Source organism: Citrobacter sp. A316, from assembly GCF_002042945.1.
Lineage (GTDB): Bacteria > Pseudomonadota > Gammaproteobacteria > Enterobacterales > Enterobacteriaceae > Citrobacter > Citrobacter portucalensis.
This window is the reverse complement of the sequence record NZ_MVFZ01000002.1, coordinates 227,076-246,749: the sequence shown is the minus strand read 5'-3', so window position 1 is coordinate 246,749 and position 19,674 is coordinate 227,076. Positions and strand designations below refer to the sequence as shown.

Here is a 19,674-nt window from a genome sequence, read left to right as displayed (position 1 = left end):
TGTTATGCTATCGTACTCGTTAAAGAGTACAAAAGGGGGAGGCAAGTGCGCTTCCCCCCGCAACGATGGCGATATCTTATGACTCAGCAATCACCCTATTCAGCAGAGATGGCAGAACAACGTCACCAGGAGTGGTTACGTTTTGTCGATCTGCTTAAACACGCCTACGAACAAGATTTACACCTGCCACTGCTCAATTTGATGTTAACGCCGGATGAGCGTGAAGCGTTGGGTACGCGTGTGCGTATCATTGAAGAGCTGCTGCGCGGCGAGATGAGCCAGCGTGAGCTTAAAAACGAGCTCGGGGCGGGGATTGCCACTATTACGCGAGGGTCGAACAGCCTCAAATCCGCACCGGTGGATCTGCGTCAGTGGCTGGAGCAGGTGTTGCTCGGGAAAAATTGATCCGCCGGATGCGGCTTTGCCTTATCCGGCCTACGATTGAACTTCCGGCACAATGCTATAAATACACCGCGTTATGAAACGGGCTGAGCGCCAAAATTACCGCCTGGTGATAGACGCTTGAACGCGTCAGCTTGCCCGCGGTAAAGACGCCGATTGCGCCCTCTTTACGGCCAATCTCATCAATACCTGTATAGTCCGACATCACTGGGCCGAGTGCTTCACCTTTACGGACTCTGTCGAGAATGACAGTAGGCAATGGCAGCGTGGCTGAACGGGCTTCACCGCGCTGAATGCCGTTATCAATCACCACCCAACTAAAGGTGGCGTCATCGTCAATTCCTGCTTCAATGGCGACCCAGAAATCAGCCTGCGGGTGCAGGCGGCGAGCGTTATCAACGCGATTTCGTGCGCCAGTGCGCGTTTCCTGGTTTCCGAAAGGTTGTTCCGGCACGCCACTCTCGACGGCGACGGGTTCAATATGGCAGGATCCTTCCCCGAAAATCTCTTCAAATGCCCGCAGAATTGCCTGAATTTTGGCAGGATTGGTGGTCGCAGAGATAACCTTGTGCATAATTAAGCTCAGTTTGAAAATTCATCGCAGAGTCTACTCAAAGTATGACGAGTATATAACGGAAAAAAAGCATGTTACAGGTATACCTTGTTCGCCATGGCGAAACGCAGTGGAACGCCGAGCGACGTATTCAAGGCCAGTCAGACAGCCCACTAACCGCTAAAGGTGAACAACAAGCCATGCAGGTGGGTGAACGCGCCCGCTCGTTTGGTATTACGCATGTCATCAGTAGCGATCTCGGTCGTACACGACGCACCGCAGAAATCATCGCCCAGGCCTGTGGCTGTGATATCACCTATGACTCCCGTCTGCGCGAGCTAAATATGGGTGTGCTGGAAAAACGTCACATCGATACGCTGACGCCAGAGGAAGAGGGCTGGCGTCGCCAGTTGGTGAACGGCACGGTGGATGGACGTATCCCGGAAGGGGAATCGATGCAGGAATTGAGCGATCGCGTCAATGCGGCGCTGGCATCCTGTCTGGAATTGCCGCCGGGAAGTCGTCCGCTGCTGGTCAGTCACGGTATCGCGCTGGGTTGTCTGGTGAGTACGATTCTGGGATTACCGGCATGGGCTGAACGTCGCTTGCGTCTGCGCAACTGTTCTATTTCTCGCGTTGATTACCAGGAAAGCTTATGGCTGGCACCGGGATGGGTGGTTGAAACGGCAGGGGACATCTCACATCTGGACGCCCCTGCGTTGGATGAACTACAGCGCTAGCGGCGAATCGGAATCAGGAATTCGCAGCGCAGGTTGATCGGGCGATCTCCCGCTTTGGCATCTTCTGCCGGGTAGTATCGCTCGATATCCTGTCCTTTACGGCGCGTCAGGTTCAGCATCGGCATGCATGTGCCGTAAACCGTCAGGATAAACTCTTGCACACCGGTTCCCAGCCCTTCGTAGGTAAACATCACGTACTCGCCACCTTGTAGCAGGATAGGCTGCGCCGATTGCACATAACCATTGGCCTGTTCCGGCGTCAGTGCAGTGGTGTAAAACACTTCCTGTTCGTCATCTTTTTCAATGCTTGGACGCGTTTCGTTAAGCCCGTACAGCACTGGCGGGATCGCAGGAGCCTGAGCAAGGAAGTCGCGCCAGAACTGAATACGCATTTCATGACGGAAATCTGAAATCTGTTCCAGCGAGCAGGAATAGCTTTGTGTGGTGCCGAGCAGTTGCGTATCTTCAAGCGTGACAAACTCGTGCGCAGGCATAGCAAATTCACCCAGTCGCATTGGCGGGCGAATACCAAACGCACTCCATTCCGGGGAGCGACGATACAGCGCAGGCGTTTGGGAAAACTGTTTCTTGAACGCGCGAGTAAAGGTTTGTTGAGAGTCAAAGCGATATTGCAGCGCAATATCCAAAATTGGACGCGCAGTCAGGCGCAGCGCCACTGCTGATTTCGATAAACGACGGGCGCGGATATAGGCGCCAATAGCATGGCCCGTCACGTCCTTAAACATTCTCTGCAGGTGCCACTTGGAATAGCCTGCTTTTGCCGCCACATTGTCAAGCGACAAAGGCTGATCCAGATGACCTTCCAGCCAGATTAATAGGTCGCGAATAATGCCAGCCTGATCCATAAAATATCCTCATCCTTTCGACAACGAGCACCCGACATCAGGTATGAGGATAATAGCATTTTTTGCTGTTTTAGCATTCAGTGTTTTTTTTGCTCATAAGTGCTTTTTTCGGACATACGAAAGCGTGATTATTGTAATCCTGTGATCTGTATACGTTTTATCTTAGAATGTCGAATAATTACACAGAGTAACTTTTAAGAATGGTAACAATATGAAATATAAGAGCTTAGTCATTTCCTCAATTCTGCTGATGTTGGCGCAGGTTGCCCATGCGGAGCAGATTGGATCTGTCGATACGGTGTTCAAAATGTTTGGCCCGGATCATAAAATTGTGGTCGAAGCGTTTGACGATCCGGATGTTACCAACGTTACCTGCTATGTGAGCCGGGCGAAGACCGGCGGCATCAAAGGTGGTCTGGGGCTGGCGGAAGATACCTCCGATGCCGCCATTTCCTGCCAGCAGGTGGGGCCGGTAGAACTGAGTGACAGAATCAAGAACGGTAAAGCTCAGGGTGAAGTGGTATTTAAAAAACGTACCTCGCTGGTGTTTAAATCTTTACAGGTCGTGCGTTTTTACGATGCGAAACGTAATGCGCTGGCCTATCTGGCCTATTCAGATAAAGTGGTCGATGGATCGCCCAAAAATGCCATTAGCGCGGTACCCATCATGCCGTGGCGGCAATAACTAGGAAGCACAATGCAACAGCCGTTGATCTGGTTGGTTGAGGATGAGCAGGGAATCGCTGATACGCTTATCTACATGCTGCAACAGGAAGGATTTAGCGTAGAGGCGTTTGAGCGTGGATTTCCCGTGCTGGAGAAATCTCGCCAGCAATGCCCGGATGCCATCATTCTGGATGTCGGGCTACCGGATATCAGCGGTTTTGAACTGTGCCGACGTTTACTGGAACGCCACCCGGCGTTGCCGATCCTCTTTTTGACCGCGCGCAGCGATGAAGTGGATCGCCTGTTGGGGCTGGAAATTGGCGCGGATGACTATGTTGCCAAGCCTTTCTCGCCGCGTGAGGTGTGCGCTCGTGTGCGTACGCTGCTGCGGCGGGTGCAAAAATTTTCCATGCCTTCATTGACGACGCGCTGTGGGGATTTTGAACTTAATGAGCTGGCCGCGCAGATTACCTGGTTCGGCATACCGTTGAACCTGACGCGCTATGAATTCCTGCTGCTGAAAACATTGCTGATGTCGCCGGGGCGTATTTACTCCCGCCAGCAGCTGATGGATTTAGTCTGGGCCGATGCGCAGGATACCTTTGACAGAACGGTTGATACTCACATCAAAACGCTGCGCGCCAAGCTGCGGGCTATCAATCCTGAGCTTTCCCCCATCAACACACATCGCGGTATGGGATACAGCCTGAGGAGCTGCTGATGCGCATTGGCATGCGTTTGCTGCTCGGCTATTTTCTGATTGTTGCCGTCGCCGCCTGGTTCGTTCTGTCGATCTTTGTGCAGGAAATTAAGCCCGGCGTCCGTCGGGCGACCGAAGGGACTTTGATTGATACTGCCACGCTGCTGGCTGCACTGGCGCGTGATGACCTGCTCTCTGACTCTCCGGCTAACGGCAAGCTGGCGCAGGCATTTGCGCAACTGCATAACCGCCCATTTAACGCCAACATTAGCGGCATTAACAAAGTGCGTAATGAATACCATGTCTACATGACGGACGCGCAGGGCAAGGTGTTGTTTGATTCAGCCAACCAGGCCGTCGGTCAGGACTACTCCCGCTGGAACGACGTGTGGTTAACGCTGCGTGGACAGTATGGTGCCCGCAGTACGCCGCAGAACCCGAACGATCCGGAAAGCTCGGTGATGTACGTTGCCGCGCCGATCGTAGACGGTGGGCGTATTATCGGCGTGCTCAGTGTCGGCAAACCAAATGCGGCGATGGCGCCGGTGATTAAACGCAGTGAACGGCGAATGCTGTGGGCCAGCGCCGTATTGTTGGGCATTGCCCTGGTGATTGGCTTCGGAATGGTATGGTGGATAAACCGCTCCATTGCCCGGCTGGCGCGTTATGCCGACTCTGTTACCGAGAATCGCCCCGTCCCACTGCCTGATTTAGGCAGCAGCGAGTTACGCAAACTGGCGCAGGCGCTGGAAAGTATGCGTCTGAAGCTCGAGGGCAAGAACTACATTGAGCAGTATGTCTACGCGTTAACGCATGAGCTTAAAAGTCCGCTGGCGGCCATTCGCGGCGCGGCAGAGATACTGCGCGAAGGCCCGCCGCCGAACGTGGTGGCGCGCTTTACCGATAATATTCTGACGCAAAATGCGCGCATGCAGGCGCTGGTCGAAACGCTGTTACGCCAGGCGCGACTGGAGAATCGACAGGACATTACGTTGACGGCGGTGGAGATAGATACGCTATTTGCTCAGCTCAAAGAGGCGCGTAGCGTGCAGCTGGTGGCAAAAAACATCACGCTGACCATCCTGCCTTCATCGCTTAGCGTCGCTGCCGATCCCGCGTTACTGGAGCAGGCATTGGGGAACTTGCTCGACAACGCTATCGATTTCACGCCGCAGGGCGGGACGATTACGTTGAGCGCGCATCAGCAGGAGGAGCAGGTCACATTGCAGGTTACCGACAGCGGTAGCGGGATCCCTGGTTTTGCGTTGCCGCGTATTTTTGAGCGCTTCTACTCGCTGCCCCGCGAGAATGGACATAAGAGCAGTGGTTTGGGGCTGGCGTTTGTCAGTGAAGTTGCACGACTGCATGAAGGTACGGTGACATTATCTAACCGACCAGAGGGCGGCGCACAGGCCTCGTTTACACTTCACCGTCACTTCACATAGCTTCAAATTCTCCGCACATAGCTGTTCTACCTTGCTGATATTGCAAAGGAGAACGCTATGTTTAAATCACCCCTGTTTTGGAAAATCGTCACCTTAGGTGGCGCAATACTGCTGCTGTTAATTCCGCTGACGATGGTCAGGCAGATAATCGTTGAGCGATCGGATTATCGCGATGAAGTCGAAGATGCTATCCGTCAAAGCACCAGCGGGCCGCAAAAGATGGTCGGGCCGCTGATTGCCGTCCCGGTGACGGAACTGTATATCGAGCTGGAAGGCGACAAACAGATCCAGCGTAAGCGCAGTTATATCCATTTCTGGCTGCCGGAGTCGTTGGTGGTTGAGGGGAATCAGAACGTTGAAGCGCGTAAAATCGGTATTTATGAGGGCCAGGTCTGGCACAATGATATCTCGGTGAAGGCCGAGTTTAACGCTGAACGCTTACGTGATTTAAACCATCCTAACGTCAGCGTCGGCAAACCGTTCATCGTGGTTGGCGTGGGGGATGCGCGCGGGATCGGTGTTGTACAAGCGCTGCAGGTCAATGGGGAATCGCTGGCCGTTGAGCCAGGGACGGGACTGGATGGAGGGGCTCAAGGGATCCACATTCCGCTACCCGATGCGAGCTGGGCGGAGCAAAACCTGAGCATGGCGCTGTCGCTGAATTTGAGCGGAACCGGAGATTTCTCCGTTGTTCCGGTTGGCCGTAACAGTGAAATGACCTTAACCAGCAATTGGCCGCATCCCAACTTTCTGGGGGATTTCCTCCCCGCGAAGCGTGAAATCAGTGAGTCAGGATTTAAGGCCCGGTGGCAAAGCAGCTGGTTCGCGAATAACCTCGGCGAACGCTTTGATGGCGAAAAGATTGGCTGGAAGGGAATGCCTGCATTTAGCGTCGCTGTCGCTACGCCGGCGGATCAGTATCAGTTAACGGACAGAGCCACCAAGTATGCCATCCTGCTGATTGTACTGACCTTTATGTCTTTCTTCGTGCTTGAAAGTATGACCAGCCTACGTCTGCACCCGATGCAGTATCTGCTGGTGGGGTTATCGCTGGTGATGTTTTATCTGTTGCTACTGGCATTGTCTGAGCATATTGGTTTTACGGCGGCGTGGATTACGGCAAGTCTGGTAGGCGCGTTGATGAACGGGGTGTATCTGCAGGCGATATTGCAGAGCTGGCGGAACAGTATTTTGTTTACCGTGGCGCTACTGGCGCTGGATGGCGTGATGTGGGTGCTGCTACGTTCACAGGACAGCTCTTTACTGTTGGGAACCGGCGTGCTGTTGGTCGCGTTGTGTGGCGTGATGTTCCTGACGCGTCATCTTGACTGGCACTCGCTGGCGCAGCCAAAACCAAAGCCGACAGAAATTCCGGAGCCTCAGCCTGCACAGAGTGACGCGTTTCGCTTGTGGAAATAGGGCGGTGGTGAAATGAAAAACGGCGCATAACGCGCCGTTTTTTACCTGTGAGGATTGAATTAATCCTGCAGGTCGCCGCAGAAACGGTAGCCTTCACCGTGAATGGTGGCGATGATTTCTGGCGTATCCGGCGTTGATTCGAAATGTTTACGAATGCGGCGGATAGTCACGTCAACGGTACGGTCATGCGGCTTCAGTTCGCGACCGGTCATTTTTTTCAGCAGTTCTGCGCGAGACTGGATTTTGCCCGGGTTCTCACAGAAGTGAAGCATGGCACGGAATTCGCTGCGTGGCAGTTTATACTGCTCGCCGTCAGGACCAATCAGAGAGCGGCTGTTGATGTCCAGCTCCCAGCCGTTGAACTTGTAGCTTTCGACGCTACGGCGTTCTTCGCTGACAGTACCCAGGTTCATGGTACGGGACAGCAGGTTACGAGCACGGATAGTCAGTTCGCGCGGGTTAAACGGCTTGGTGATGTAATCGTCTGCGCCGATTTCGAGGCCGAGAATTTTATCGACTTCGTTATCACGGCCCGTCAGGAACATCAGCGCAACGTTAGCTTGTTCGCGAAGTTCGCGCGCTAACAGGAGGCCATTTTTCCCAGGCAGATTGATATCCATAATCACAAGGTTGATGTCATATTCAGAGAGAATCTGATGCATTTCCGCGCCATCTGTCGCTTCGAATACATCATAGCCTTCTGCTTCGAAAATGCTTTTCAACGTGTTGCGTGTTACTAACTCGTCTTCAACGATAAGAATGTGCGGGGTCTGCATGTTTGCTACCTAAATTGCCAACTAAATCGAAACAGGAAGTACAAAAGTCCCTGACCTGCCTGATGCATGCCGTAAATTAACATGATCGGCGTAACATGACTAAAGTACGTAATTGCGTTCTTGATGCACTTTCCATCAACGTCAACAACATCATTAGCTTGGTCGTGGGTAGTTTCCCTCTGGACCCGACAGTGTCAAAAACGGCTGTCATCCTAACCATTTTAACAGCAACATAACAGGCTAAGACATGCCGGACACCCAATAAAACTACGCTTCGTTGACATATATCAAGTTCAATTGTAGCACGTTAACAGTTTGATGAAATCAACGTATCCAAATGTTTGCTTTCATCACAAAATTGCAATATTACAACTAGTTGCACGAGCTAATTAATAAATGTAATGAATCCAACCAATGCGATCCATTTTAAAATAAATTATCATGGATAAACAGAGGGATATACAACTTTTGTTAACATAAAAAGCAATAGTACAGTTTGGAAATAGTTTAGCATTTTTTATCGGATGCGAAATCCTTTTTCAGTGACTTCTGTTAAAAAAATGTAAATTTGCGCTGCGTAATATGTTGACGTGCGTCACATTATTACTCGCAGACTGACCAAAAAGAGTATCGAAATGCGTTTAACAATTATTCTGGTTGCCCCTGCCAGAGCGGAAAATATTGGTGCGGCTGCCCGTGCGATGAAGACCATGGGATTCACTCAATTACGGATCGTTGATAGCGAGGCTCACCTGGAACCCGCCACGCGATGGGTCGCGCATGGTTCGGGCGACATTATTGATAATATTAACGTTTTTCCAACGTTGGCCGAGGCGCTTCACGACGTTGATTTTACCGTTGCGACCACCGCGCGTAGCCGGGCGAAGTTCCATTATTACGCCACCCCGGTCGAACTGGTTCCCCTGTTACAGGAGAAATCAGTGTGGATGGATCACGCGGCGCTGGTGTTTGGTCGTGAAGATTCGGGGCTGACCAATGAAGAATTAGCGCTGGCAGATGTACTCACCGGTGTACCGATGGTCGCTGACTATCCTTCACTCAATTTGGGGCAGGCGGTGATGGTGTATTGCTATCAATTAGCAGGTTTAATACAACAACCGGCCAAAAAAAGTGAAGTGACGGATGAACTTCAGCTCCAGGCATTGCGCGAACGCGTTATGCGTTTATTAGCCACGCTGAACGTTTCTGACGACATTAAACTCACGGACTGGTTGCAACAGCGAATGGGTCTGTTGGGGCAGCGAGACACGGCAATGTTGCACCGTTTTTTACATGATATTGAAAAAAACATCACAAAATAAAATTTTGAACAGTTTTTGTTGTGTAGTGTTTTGTTCTTGGTTCAAGTGGGCTGGACATGCTGTATTGGTTGAAAGTAAAAGGGCAAGCAGTTGCTCGTGAACAAGTTTCGGAATGTGATCAATTTAAAAATTTATTGACTTAGGTCAGCAGATACTTTAACCCTAAAAGAATACAAGACAGACAGATAATAATTACAGAGCACACAACATCATGAAACGCATCAGCATCACTATTACCACAACCATCACCATTACCACAGGTAACGGTGCGGGCTGACGCGTACAGGAAACACAAGAAAAAGCCCGCACCTAAACAGTGCGGGTTTTTTTTTCGACCAAAGGCAATGAGGTAAACCATGCGAGTGTTGAAGTTCGGCGGTACATCAGTGGCAAATGCAGAGCGCTTTCTGCGGGTTGCCGATATTCTGGAAAGCAATGCCAGACAGGGGCAGGTCGCGACCGTTCTCTCTGCCCCCGCAAAAATTACCAACCATCTGGTGGCAATGATTGAGAAGACCATCGGTGGTCAGGATGCTTTAGCCAATATCAGCGACGCCGAACGTATTTTCTCTGAGCTGCTGGTGGGTCTTGCCGCCGCACAGCCGGGTTTCCCGCTGGCGCAGCTCAAAGCCTTTGTTGAACAAGAATTTGCCCAGATTAAGCACGTCCTGCACGGCATCAGCCTGCTGGGACAGTGCCCGGACAGCATCAATGCCGCGCTTATCTGCCGTGGTGAGAAAATGTCGATTGCTATCATGGCCGGCCTGCTGGAAGCACGCGGGCATAACGTGACGGTCATCGACCCGGTGGAGAAATTGCTGGCAGTCGGCCATTACCTCGAATCTACTGTTGATATTGCCGAATCTACGCGCCGCATTGCCGCCAGCCGTATTCCTGCGGACCACATGATTCTGATGGCAGGGTTTACCGCCGGAAATGAAAAAGGTGAGTTAGTGGTGCTGGGGCGAAATGGTTCTGACTACTCTGCCGCTGTACTGGCCGCCTGTTTGCGCGCTGATTGTTGTGAGATCTGGACCGATGTTGACGGTGTATATACCTGCGATCCACGTCAGGTACCCGACGCCCGACTGCTGAAGTCGATGTCTTATCAGGAAGCGATGGAGCTTTCTTACTTCGGCGCCAAAGTGCTGCACCCGCGCACCATTACCCCTATTGCCCAGTTCCAGATCCCGTGCCTGATTAAAAATACCGGCAATCCACAAGCGCCCGGTACGCTGATCGGTGCCAGCAGTGATGACGATGATTTGCCGGTAAAAGGTATTTCTAACCTTAATAACATGGCGATGTTTAGCGTCTCCGGCCCTGGAATGAAAGGCATGGTGGGCATGGCGGCGCGCGTTTTTGCTGCAATGTCGCGTGCGGGTATCTCGGTAGTGCTGATCACCCAATCCTCTTCTGAGTACAGCATCAGCTTCTGCGTCCCGCAGGGCGACTGTGCGCGTGCGCAACGCGCCATGCAGGATGAATTCTATCTCGAACTGAAAGAAGGCCTGCTGGAGCCGCTGGCGGTGACTGAGCGTCTGGCCATCATCTCGGTCGTTGGCGATGGTATGCGTACCCTGCGCGGCATCTCGGCGAAGTTCTTTGCCGCGCTGGCTCGTGCGAACATCAATATTGTAGCGATCGCCCAGGGCTCGTCTGAGCGTTCTATTTCGGTGGTGGTGAATAACGATGACGCGACCACCGGCGTACGCGTGACCCATCAAATGCTGTTCAACACCGACCAGGTGATTGAAGTGTTTGTGATTGGCGTAGGCGGCGTGGGCGGTGCGCTGCTGGAGCAGCTTAAACGTCAGCAAACCTGGCTCAAAAAGAAGCATATCGATCTGCGCGTGTGCGGCGTGGCGAACTCGAAGGCCCTGCTGACCAACGTCCACGGTCTGAATCTGGAAAACTGGCAGTCGGAGCTGGAGAGCGCGAAAGAGCCTTTCAATCTTGGGCGCTTAATTCGTCTGGTGAAAGAATACCATCTGCTCAATCCGGTGATTGTCGACTGTACGTCAAGCCAGGCGGTAGCAGACCAGTATGCCGACTTTTTGCGCGAAGGCTTCCATGTGGTTACGCCGAACAAAAAGGCCAACACGTCGTCGATGGATTACTACCATCAACTGCGTTTTGCCGCCGCGAAGTCTCGTCGTAAATTCCTGTACGACACCAACGTGGGCGCGGGCTTGCCGGTTATTGAAAACCTGCAAAATCTGCTCAGCGCGGGCGATGAACTGCAACGATTCTCAGGCATTCTTTCTGGCTCATTGTCGTTTATTTTCGGCAAGCTGGATGAAGGTATGAGCTTCTCGCAGGCCACAACCCTGGCGCGTGAGATGGGCTATACCGAACCCGATCCGCGTGACGATCTTTCTGGTATGGATGTGGCTCGTAAGCTGCTGATCCTGGCCCGTGAAACCGGTCGTGAGCTGGAGCTTTCTGACATTGTCATTGAGCCGGTTCTGCCAAAAGAGTTTGATGATTCCGGTGATGTTTCCGCGTTTATGGCGAAATTGTCGCAGTTGGATGACGCCTTTGCCGCGCGCGTGGCGAAAGCCCGTGATGAGGGGAAAGTATTGCGCTATGTTGGCAATATTGAAGAGGACGGCGTCTGTCGCGTGAAAATAGAGGCAGTAGACGGCAATGATCCGCTGTTCAAAGTGAAAAACGGTGAAAACGCGTTGGCGTTTTATAGCCACTATTATCAGCCGTTACCGTTGGTTCTGCGCGGATATGGCGCGGGTAACGATGTGACGGCGGCGGGCGTCTTTGCCGACCTGCTACGCACCCTTTCATGGAAGTTAGGAGTCTGACATGGTGAGAGTTTATGCCCCGGCTTCCAGTGCCAATATGAGCGTCGGGTTTGATGTGCTCGGTGCGGCGGTAACTCCGGTGGATGGTTCGCTGTTGGGCGATGTGGTGTCCGTTGAGGCGGCCGACCATTTTAGTCTGAACAACCTCGGCCGTTTTGCCAACAAATTGCCGCCTGAGCCGCGTGAAAATATTGTCTACCAGTGCTGGGAGCGATTCTGTCAGGAGCTGGGTAAAAGCGTTCCGGTGGCGATGACGCTGGAAAAAAATATGCCGATTGGCTCCGGGTTAGGCTCCAGCGCCTGTTCCGTCGTGGCGGCGTTAGTCGCCATGAACGAACACTGCGGTAAGCCACTCAACGATACGCGCCTGTTAGCGATAATGGGCGAGCTTGAAGGGCGTATCTCCGGCAGTATTCATTACGATAACGTTGCCCCGTGCTTTTTGGGCGGCATGCAGTTAATGATTGAAGAAAACGGCATTATTAGCCAGCAGGTGCCAGGCTTTGATGAGTGGCTGTGGGTACTGGCGTATCCGGGGATTAAAGTGTCGACGGCAGAAGCGCGGGCGATTCTGCCAGCGCAGTATCGCCGTCAGGACTGTATCGCCCACGGGCGGCATCTGGCTGGGTTTATCCATGCCTGCTATTCCCGTCAGCCTCTTCTGGCCGCGAAGCTGATGAAAGACGTCATTGCTGAGCCGTATCGTACCCGCTTGCTGCCAGGCTTTAGCCAGGCGCGTCAGGCGGTAGCCGAAATTGGCGCGCTGGCCAGCGGTATATCCGGGTCAGGGCCGACGCTGTTCGCCTTGTGCGATAAGCCGGATACGGCGCAGCGCGTAGCAGACTGGCTGGGTAAAAATTACCTGCAAAATCAGGAAGGCTTTGTTCATATTTGCCGGCTGGACACGGCGGGCGCACGGGTACTGGGATAATCAATGAAACTGTATAATCTGAAAGATCACAACGAACAGGTCAGCTTTGCACAGGCTGTTACGCAAGGGCTTGGCAAGAATCAGGGATTGTTTTTTCCGCACGATCTACCGGAATTCAATCTGACAGAAGTCGATGAAATGCTGAACCTGGGCTTTGTTAGCCGCAGCGCGAAGATCCTGTCCGCATTTATTGGTGATGAGATCCCTCAGGAAATTCTGGAAGAGCGCGTGCGTGCGGCATTTGCTTTTCCGGCACCGGTTGCTCAGGTTGCCGCGGATGTCGGCTGTCTGGAACTGTTCCACGGCCCAACGCTTGCATTTAAAGACTTTGGCGGGCGCTTTATGGCGCAGATGCTGACGCACATCAGCGGCGACAAACCGGTCACCATTCTGACGGCGACCTCCGGGGATACAGGTGCGGCGGTTGCACATGCCTTTTATGGCCTGAAAAATGTACGCGTGGTGATCCTCTACCCGAATGGCAAGATCAGCCCATTACAGGAAAAACTGTTCTGTACGCTGGGCGGTAACATTGAAACTGTGGCGATTGATGGCGATTTTGATGCCTGCCAGGCGCTGGTGAAACAGGCGTTTGATGATGAAGAGCTGAAGGTGGCTCTGGGACTGAACTCGGCTAACTCAATTAACATCAGCCGTCTGCTGGCGCAAATCTGTTACTACTTTGAGGCTGTGGCCCAACTGCCGCAAGAGGCGCGTAATCAACTGGTGATTTCCGTTCCCAGCGGTAACTTTGGCGATCTGACCGCCGGGCTGCTGGCGAAATCACTGGGCTTGCCGGTGAAGCGTTTTATCGCGGCGACTAACGTTAACGATACGGTTCCGCGTTTCCTTGCAGAAGGTGAGTGGGCGCCGAAAGCGACCCAGGCAACGTTGTCGAATGCGATGGATGTCAGCCAGCCGAACAACTGGCCGCGCGTGGAGGAACTGTTCCGCCGTAAAATCTGGCGTCTGAATGAACTGGGTTATGCCGCTGTCGACGATGCGACGACCCAGGACACTATGCGTGAGTTACATGAAATAGGTTACACCTCAGAGCCGCATGCGGCAGTGGCTTACCGCGCGCTGCGTGATCAGCTAAACCCTGGCGAATACGGCTTGTTCCTCGGTACTGCGCATCCGGCGAAGTTTAAAGAAAGCGTTGAAGAGATTCTTGACCTGACGCTGGCGTTGCCAAAAGAACTGGCGGAACGTGCGGATCTGCCGCTGCTTTCTCACCACCTGCCTGCTGATTTTGCTGCGCTGCGTAAGCTGATGATGACCCGCGGATAACGGTTGTGCCCGCTGGCGCTTTGCTTAGCGGGCCTACAAATCTACATGCCGGATAAGGCGTTAGCCGTCATCCGGCATGTAAATTATTGCTCGTGGCGTTTAAATACCAGTTCGCCATTCCCTGATGCTTCTTCATCAAAGAAATAGCCTTCACTGTTAAATGCAGTCAGTTGCTCCGGCTGCGTTAAGCGGTTCTCAATAATGTAGCGAGTCATCAGGCCGCGCGCTTTTTTGGCGTAGAAGCTGATGACTTTGAACTTGCCGTTTTTCTCATCAAGGAAGACCGGTTTGATAAGCTCAGCATTAAGCTTTTTCGGTTTCACAGATTTAAAATACTCATCCGAAGCGAGGTTGATCACCACGCTGTCGCCTTGCGCTTCAAGTGCTTCGTTAAGTTTATCGGTGATGGTATCTCCCCAGAACTGGTAGAGATCTTTACCCTTCGCATTAGCCAGACGAATGCCCATCTCCAGACGGTAAGGCTGCATCAAATCCAGCGGACGTAAAACGCCGTACAGCCCGGACAACATCCGTAAATGCTGTTGAGCGAAGTCGAAATCCGCCTCGCTGAAGGTTTCAGCCTGCAGCCCGGTATACACGTCGCCTTTAAACGCCAGAATGGCCTGACGCGCATTGTCCGGCGTGAAGTCAGGCTGCCAGTCATGGAAACGGGTGGCGTTCAGATCCGCCAGCTTGTCGCTAATCCCCATCAGCTTGCCAATCTGCGGTGCAGAGAGCTGGCGCGCCACGTGAATAAGCTGCTGGGAGTGATCCAGCAACTCGGGCAACGTATGACGTGTCGTTGCCAGCGGGCTTTGGTAGTCGAGCGTTTTTGCAGGTGAAATCAGAATCAGCATATCCAGTCCTTGCAGGAAATTTACTGCGACTTTAGCAAAAAAAACGACTGAATTGATCGATGGTTGCGATTGCCGCGCTATTCGCGCGGCGTTTCATCCCAGCTATCGGGCGCAAGCTGTTGTCTGATATCAGGATAACGGCGCGGATCGAATTCTGGGCGCACCCCGAGTTTACGCTGGCGCAGATAATCGCTGGCGATGGTATGGACAACCGGAGAAAGCAGCAGAATCGCCGTCAGGTTAGTGATGGCCATACAAGCCATAATGATGTCGGCCAACTGCCAGACGAGTGGGAAGCTGACTAACGTTCCCCCAACAACGGTACTCACGGTAGCGATACGTAATAGCCAGATGACGCGCATGTTGTCCAGCTTCAGGAAAACGAGGTTGTTTTCAGCATAGATGTAGTTGGCGACGATAGAGCTAAAGGCAAACAGAATCACAATAAAAGCCACGAATCCGGCTCCCCATTCACCCGTCAGTGAGACCATGGCTCTTTGCAGCAACTGGATGCCTTCCATTGGCACATAAGTGGTGCCATTACCCGCCAGTAAAATGATCATTGCGCTGGCCGTACAGATAATCAGCGTGTCACCTAATACACCGATCATTTGCACAATGCCTTGCGCCGCAGGATGCGGTGGCCAGGATGCTGCCGAGGCAGCCGCGTTCGGGGTCGAGCCCATTCCTGCTTCATTCGAGAACATACCGCGTTGAAAGCCGCTGGCAATCGCCTGGCTGAGCGTATACCCGGCGGCACCGGCCGCGGCCTCCTGCCAGCCAAAGGCGCTTTTTATGATGGTCATGATAATGCCGGGGATCTGTCCGAAATGCCAAAGGCAGATGGCGATACTGCAACCAACCCACAGCAGCGCCATCATCGGAACAAACCATTGCATCAGGCGAGCAACGCCTTTAATACCGCCGACGATGACCAGTAATGACACGATTGCCAGTGCGATACCGGATAAGAGGGGAGGGATGTCAAAAGCAAAGGTCAACGCACGAGAGACTGAATTTGCCTGAACGCTGTTAAAAATCAGACCATAGGCAATGAGCAAAAAGATGGCAAACAGCACGCCCATCCAGCGCATGCCCAGCCCACGAGCCATATACCATGCAGGACCGCCGCGAAACTGTCCCTTGCTGTCGCGTTCTTTGTACAGTTGGGCAAGCGAGCACTCAGCGAATGACGTTGCCATACCAATGACCGCCGAGACCCACATCCAGAAAATGGCTCCCGCGCCGCCGGCGGCGATCGCCAACGCCACACCCGCCAGATTTCCGCTACCGACGCGCGCGGCGAGACTGGTGCACAAAGCCTGAAAGGAAGTTAAACCGCCCGGTTGCGGGCTGAGGCTGTTTTTAAGACTTTTGCCAAACTGGCGAATGTAGCGGAACTGCACGAACCCTGTACGCCAGGTGAACCAACATCCTGCGCCAAGCAGGAGGTAGATCATCACCGAACCCCAGAGTATTTCATTAATAAATGAGAAAAAATCAGGCATTAACATCCCTCTTGTTGATGCCGGTAAGCGCGAATAATCCCGTGTAAGCGCTACCAATTATCGACCAGTATATACCTTATAAGCAGATTGATTGCGGGAGTTTATCATAACAATCGTTATATCCTTAATTGCGCATCACGGGCTGTGAGATGCGTAATCAGGGCTGAGCGGCTGGTCGGACAATCCAGGCGGTTGCGCTGAGAGTGCGTCGTGCTATCATCAGGGAAGATCGGTTACATCCCCCTAACAAGCTGTTTAAAGAGAATCGCTATCATGACGGACAAATTGACCTCCCTTCGTCAGTTCACCACAGTAGTGGCCGACACCGGAGACATCGCGGCAATGAAGCTGTATCAGCCTCAGGATGCCACAACTAACCCTTCTCTCATTCTTAACGCAGCGCAGATCCCAGAATACCGCAAGCTGATTGATGACGCTGTAGCCTGGGCTAAGCAGCAGAGCAATGACCACGCGCAGCAGATCGTCGACGCGACCGACAAACTGGCAGTAAATATCGGTCTGGAGATCCTGAAACTGGTCCCGGGTCGTATCTCTACTGAAGTTGACGCTCGTCTGTCCTACGACACCGACGCGTCCATCGCGAAAGCAAAACGTCTGATCAAGATGTACAACGATGCTGGCATCAGCAACGATCGCATTCTGATCAAACTGGCTTCAACCTGGCAGGGCATCCGTGCCGCTGAGCAGCTGGAAAAAGAAGGCATCAACTGTAACCTGACTCTGCTGTTCTCCTTCGCGCAGGCGCGTGCATGTGCCGAAGCAGGCGTATACCTGATTTCTCCGTTTGTTGGTCGTATTCTGGACTGGTACAAAGCTAACACCGACAAGAAAGAGTATGCACCGGCAGAAGATCCGGGTGTGGTTTCCGTAACTGAAATCTACGAGTACTACAAACAGCACGGTTACGAAACCGTGGTGATGGGTGCGAGCTTCCGTAACGTCGGCGAAATCATTGAGCTGGCAGGCTGCGATCGTCTGACGATTGCACCGGCACTGCTGAAAGAGCTTGCGGAAAGCGAAGGTACTATCGAACGTAAATTGTCCTTCTCTGGCGAAGTGAAAGCGCGTCCTGCACGCATCACCGAAGCTGAGTTCCTGTGGCAGCACAACCAGGATCCGATGGCTGTAGACAAACTGGCGGATGGTATCCGTAAGTTTGCTGTAGACCAGGGTAAACTGGAAAAAATGATCGGCGATCTGCTGTAATCATTAACGCGTGGCCCTGACAGGGGTCACGCTACCTCTTCTGAAACCTGTCTGTCCTTCCCTTCGCAGTGTATCATTCTGTTTAACGAGACTGTTTAAACGGAATAATCATGAATACTTTACGCATTGGCCTGGTTTCCATTTCTGACCGTGCTTCCAGCGGCGTTTACCAGGATAAAGGCATCCCGGCCCTTGAAGAGTGGCTGGCATCTGCCCTTACCACCCCTTTTGAGCTGCTAACGCGACTGATCCCGGATGAACAGGCGATCATCGAACAGACCTTATGTGAGCTGGTTGATGAAATGAGCTGTCATCTGGTGCTGACTACCGGTGGAACGGGCCCGGCCCGTCGCGATGTAACGCCTGATGCCACGCTTGCCGTAGCCGACCGCCAGATGCCGGGCTTTGGTGAGCAGATGCGCCAGATAAGCCTGCACTTTGTGCCAACGGCTATTCTCTCCCGCCAGGTTGGTGTGATTCGTAAACAGGCGCTGATCCTGAACCTACCTGGCCAGCCGAAATCGATCAAAGAAACGCTGGAAGGCGTGAAAGATGCCGACGGTAAGGTTATCGTGCCGGGTATTTTTGCAAGTGTACCGTATTGTATACAGTTGCTGGATGGGCCGTATGTGGAAACCGCACCGGCTGTTGTAGCATCTTTTCGTCCTAAAAGCGCAATTCGCGATACAAACGCCTGAAAGTAGCCCGATCGTGACATAAGTGCCAATGACGGTGGAGTATTGAATTGTTTACGATATAGTAATTTTTGCTTTACATATATCGACAGACAGATTCAATAACTCCACTGACTCATGGTTTGCTATGTCACAACACACTCGACCGCTGAATCGCCAGGATTATAAAACTCTTACGCTTGCTGCTCTCGGCGGTGCGCTTGAGTTTTATGATTTCATTATCTTCGTCTTCTTTGCCGCTGTTGTTGGCGAACTCTTCTTCCCGGCAGACATTCCTGAATGGCTACGTCAGGTGCAAACCTTCGGCATTTTTGCCGCCGGATATCTGGCGCGTCCGCTGGGTGGCATCATCATGGCGCACTTTGGCGATCTGGTCGGGCGTAAAAAAATGTTCACCCTGAGTATTTTGCTGATGGCGATACCGACGCTGGCGATTGGTCTTTTGCCTACCTACGCCTCAATGGGGATCCTCGCACCGCTGCTGTTACTGCTGATGCGCATTTTGCAAGGCGCAGCCATCGGCGGAGAAGTGCCGGGCGCGTGGGTGTTCGTGGCGGAACACGTACCGGAGCGCCGCATCGGCATTGCCTGTGGCACGCTGACCGCCGGGCTGACGGTGGGGATTCTGCTGGGATCGGTGGTCGCAACTCTGGTGAATATCAGCCTGACGCAGCAGGCGGTGCATGACTATGGCTGGCGTATCCCGTTCCTGCTGGGTGGCGTGTTTGGGCTGGTAGCGATGTACCTGCGTCGTTGGTTGCAGGAAACGCCCATCTTCCTCGAAATGCAGCAGCGTAAAGCGCTGGCGCAAGAGCTACCGGTGAAGTCGGTGGTGAGCAAACATAAAAAAGCGGTGGTCATTTCCATGCTGCTGACCTGGCTGTTATCGGCCGGGATTGTGGTGGTGATCCTGATGTCGCCAGTCTGGTTGCAGAAGCAGTATGGCTTTGCACCCGCGCTAACGTTACAGGCCAACAGTGTCGCCACCATTATGCTGTGCGTCGGGTGTCTGCTGGCCGGGTTTATTGTCGACCGGGTCGGCGCCAGCAAAACCTTTATTGTCGGCAGCCTGCTGCTGGCCTGTTCAAGCTGGTTTTTTTATCACCTGACCGGCAGCCACCCTCAGCACTTGTTCTTGTTATACGGGCTGGTAGGGTTGTGCGTTGGTGTGGTGGGAGCAGTGCCTTATGTGATGGTGCGGGCGTTTCCGGCAGAGGTCCGCTTTACCGGAATCTCCTTTTCTTACAACGTGTCGTACGCCATTTTTGGTGGTCTGACACCAATCGCCGTGACGATGTTAATGAGCGTGTCGCCAATGGCTCCGGCCTGGTATGTGCTGGCGTTATCGCTGGTGGGGTTAGGTCTGGGGATTTGGCTGCGACAGGATATTTATCATCGCGATACGAGCGTACAGGGAGAGTTACAGCGCTTGTAAGGAATATCCCCCCGTTCGGGGGG

The 19,674-nt window shown here is 52.9% G+C and carries 20 protein-coding genes and 1 other annotated feature; of the genes, 15 read left to right on the top strand and 5 right to left on the bottom strand.

The genetic code is table 11. From position 1 onward, the window contains the following. Positions 1-78: 78 nt before the first annotated feature. Positions 79-405 carry a trp operon repressor gene (gene trpR, locus BZK41_RS03180; protein WP_003837292.1) on the top strand — a complete coding sequence of 109 codons (327 nt, stop codon included), beginning with the start codon at positions 79-81 and terminating at the stop codon, positions 403-405. A gap of 55 nt (positions 406-460) precedes the next feature. Here trpR and yjjX read toward each other — a convergent pair whose 3' ends face one another. After that, entirely contained in the window at positions 461-976 is a 516-nt protein-coding gene (gene yjjX, locus BZK41_RS03175; RefSeq protein ID WP_008786139.1) for an inosine/xanthosine triphosphatase, read from the bottom strand. 71 nt (positions 977-1,047) lie between these two features. Between yjjX and gpmB the strand changes: the two genes are divergently transcribed. Beyond that, on the top strand, positions 1,048-1,695 hold the full coding sequence (gpmB, locus tag BZK41_RS03170) for a 2,3-diphosphoglycerate-dependent phosphoglycerate mutase GpmB (RefSeq protein WP_003019006.1): 648 nt from the start codon (positions 1,048-1,050) through the stop codon (positions 1,693-1,695). On the opposite strand, the gene robA is transcribed toward gpmB, so the two are convergent. Beyond that, a complete protein-coding gene (gene robA, locus BZK41_RS03165) occupies positions 1,692-2,561 on the bottom strand; it encodes an MDR efflux pump AcrAB transcriptional activator RobA (protein ID WP_079937150.1) in 870 nt (289 codons plus the stop codon). The two genes, gpmB and robA, sit on opposite strands and share 4 nt — an antisense overlap. A 211-nt stretch (positions 2,562-2,772) precedes the next feature. On the opposite strand from robA, the gene creA reads away from it, so the two are divergent. Genes creA through creD form a run of 4 tightly spaced genes read left to right on the top strand, consistent with a single transcriptional unit; the run spans position 2,773 to position 6,791 of the window. Beyond that, positions 2,773-3,246 (top strand): protein CreA, encoded by a 474-nt coding sequence (creA, locus tag BZK41_RS03160; protein WP_003018998.1) that lies wholly within the window; start codon positions 2,773-2,775, stop codon positions 3,244-3,246. A gap of 12 nt (positions 3,247-3,258) precedes the next feature. Further along, complete coding sequence (gene creB / locus BZK41_RS03155) at positions 3,259-3,948, top strand: two-component system response regulator CreB (protein ID WP_079937149.1); 690 nt, start codon at positions 3,259-3,261, stop codon at positions 3,946-3,948. Continuing rightward, positions 3,948-5,372 (top strand): two-component system sensor histidine kinase CreC, encoded by a 1,425-nt coding sequence (creC, locus tag BZK41_RS03150; RefSeq protein WP_079937148.1) that lies wholly within the window; start codon positions 3,948-3,950, stop codon positions 5,370-5,372. Before creB ends, creC begins: the two co-directional genes overlap by 1 nt. 57 nt (positions 5,373-5,429) lie before the next feature. Continuing rightward, positions 5,430-6,791 (top strand): cell envelope integrity protein CreD, encoded by a 1,362-nt coding sequence (gene creD / locus BZK41_RS03145; protein ID WP_079937147.1) that lies wholly within the window; start codon positions 5,430-5,432, stop codon positions 6,789-6,791. 59 nt (positions 6,792-6,850) lie between these two features. On the opposite strand, the gene arcA is transcribed toward creD, so the two are convergent. Then, positions 6,851-7,567: a two-component system response regulator ArcA gene (arcA, locus tag BZK41_RS03140; protein ID WP_001194359.1), complete on the bottom strand. Its 717-nt coding sequence runs from the start codon at positions 7,565-7,567 to the stop codon at positions 6,851-6,853. A gap of 95 nt (positions 7,568-7,662) precedes the next feature. Between arcA and yjjY the strand changes: the two genes are divergently transcribed. The 6 genes from yjjY to thrC all read left to right on the top strand — a co-directional run bounded on the left by yjjY (position 7,663) and on the right by thrC (position 13,929). Then, complete coding sequence (gene yjjY / locus BZK41_RS26830) at positions 7,663-7,803, top strand: protein YjjY (RefSeq protein ID WP_042998021.1); 141 nt, start codon at positions 7,663-7,665, stop codon at positions 7,801-7,803. Between the two features lie 399 nt (positions 7,804-8,202). Further along, positions 8,203-8,889 carry a tRNA/rRNA methyltransferase gene (locus BZK41_RS03135; protein ID WP_079937146.1) on the top strand — a complete coding sequence of 229 codons (687 nt, stop codon included), beginning with the start codon at positions 8,203-8,205 and terminating at the stop codon, positions 8,887-8,889. 206 nt (positions 8,890-9,095) lie between these two features. Further along, positions 9,096-9,222 (top strand) — a sequence feature (Thr leader region). Then, positions 9,101-9,166 carry a thr operon leader peptide gene (thrL, locus tag BZK41_RS03130; RefSeq protein WP_032337689.1) on the top strand — a complete coding sequence of 22 codons (66 nt, stop codon included), beginning with the start codon at positions 9,101-9,103 and terminating at the stop codon, positions 9,164-9,166. (Overlaps the previous feature by 66 nt.) A 23-nt stretch (positions 9,223-9,245) precedes the next feature. Next, complete coding sequence (gene thrA / locus BZK41_RS03125; RefSeq protein ID WP_079937145.1) at positions 9,246-11,708, top strand: bifunctional aspartate kinase/homoserine dehydrogenase I; 2,463 nt, start codon at positions 9,246-9,248, stop codon at positions 11,706-11,708. A 1-nt stretch (position 11,709) separates the two neighbouring features. Continuing rightward, positions 11,710-12,639, top strand: coding sequence for a homoserine kinase (gene thrB, locus BZK41_RS03120; RefSeq protein WP_079937144.1), 930 nt, complete (start codon positions 11,710-11,712; stop codon positions 12,637-12,639). A 3-nt stretch (positions 12,640-12,642) separates the two neighbouring features. After that, on the top strand, positions 12,643-13,929 hold the full coding sequence (gene thrC / locus BZK41_RS03115) for a threonine synthase (RefSeq protein ID WP_079937143.1): 1,287 nt from the start codon (positions 12,643-12,645) through the stop codon (positions 13,927-13,929). A gap of 83 nt (positions 13,930-14,012) precedes the next feature. On the opposite strand, the gene yaaA is transcribed toward thrC, so the two are convergent. Together yaaA and BZK41_RS03105 are read right to left on the bottom strand one after the other, a co-directional pair. Next, the gene (gene yaaA, locus BZK41_RS03110) at positions 14,013-14,786 is read right to left on the bottom strand and encodes a peroxide stress protein YaaA (RefSeq protein WP_079937142.1); all 774 of its coding nucleotides are present in this window, start codon (positions 14,784-14,786) and stop codon (positions 14,013-14,015) included. A 77-nt stretch (positions 14,787-14,863) separates the two neighbouring features. After that, on the bottom strand, positions 14,864-16,294 hold the full coding sequence (locus BZK41_RS03105) for a sodium:alanine symporter family protein (RefSeq protein ID WP_079937141.1): 1,431 nt from the start codon (positions 16,292-16,294) through the stop codon (positions 14,864-14,866). 273 nt (positions 16,295-16,567) lie between these two features. On the opposite strand from BZK41_RS03105, the gene tal reads away from it, so the two are divergent. The 3 genes from tal to BZK41_RS03090 all read left to right on the top strand — a co-directional run bounded on the left by tal (position 16,568) and on the right by BZK41_RS03090 (position 19,651). Then, the gene (gene tal / locus BZK41_RS03100) at positions 16,568-17,521 is read left to right on the top strand and encodes a transaldolase (RefSeq protein ID WP_020996235.1); all 954 of its coding nucleotides are present in this window, start codon (positions 16,568-16,570) and stop codon (positions 17,519-17,521) included. Positions 17,522-17,631: 110 nt separating this feature from the next. Beyond that, positions 17,632-18,219 carry a molybdopterin adenylyltransferase gene (gene mog, locus BZK41_RS03095; RefSeq protein WP_079937140.1) on the top strand — a complete coding sequence of 196 codons (588 nt, stop codon included), beginning with the start codon at positions 17,632-17,634 and terminating at the stop codon, positions 18,217-18,219. A 124-nt stretch (positions 18,220-18,343) separates the two neighbouring features. Beyond that, positions 18,344-19,651 carry an MFS transporter gene (locus tag BZK41_RS03090; protein ID WP_079937139.1) on the top strand — a complete coding sequence of 436 codons (1,308 nt, stop codon included), beginning with the start codon at positions 18,344-18,346 and terminating at the stop codon, positions 19,649-19,651. The last annotated feature ends 23 nt before the right edge of the window (positions 19,652-19,674 follow it).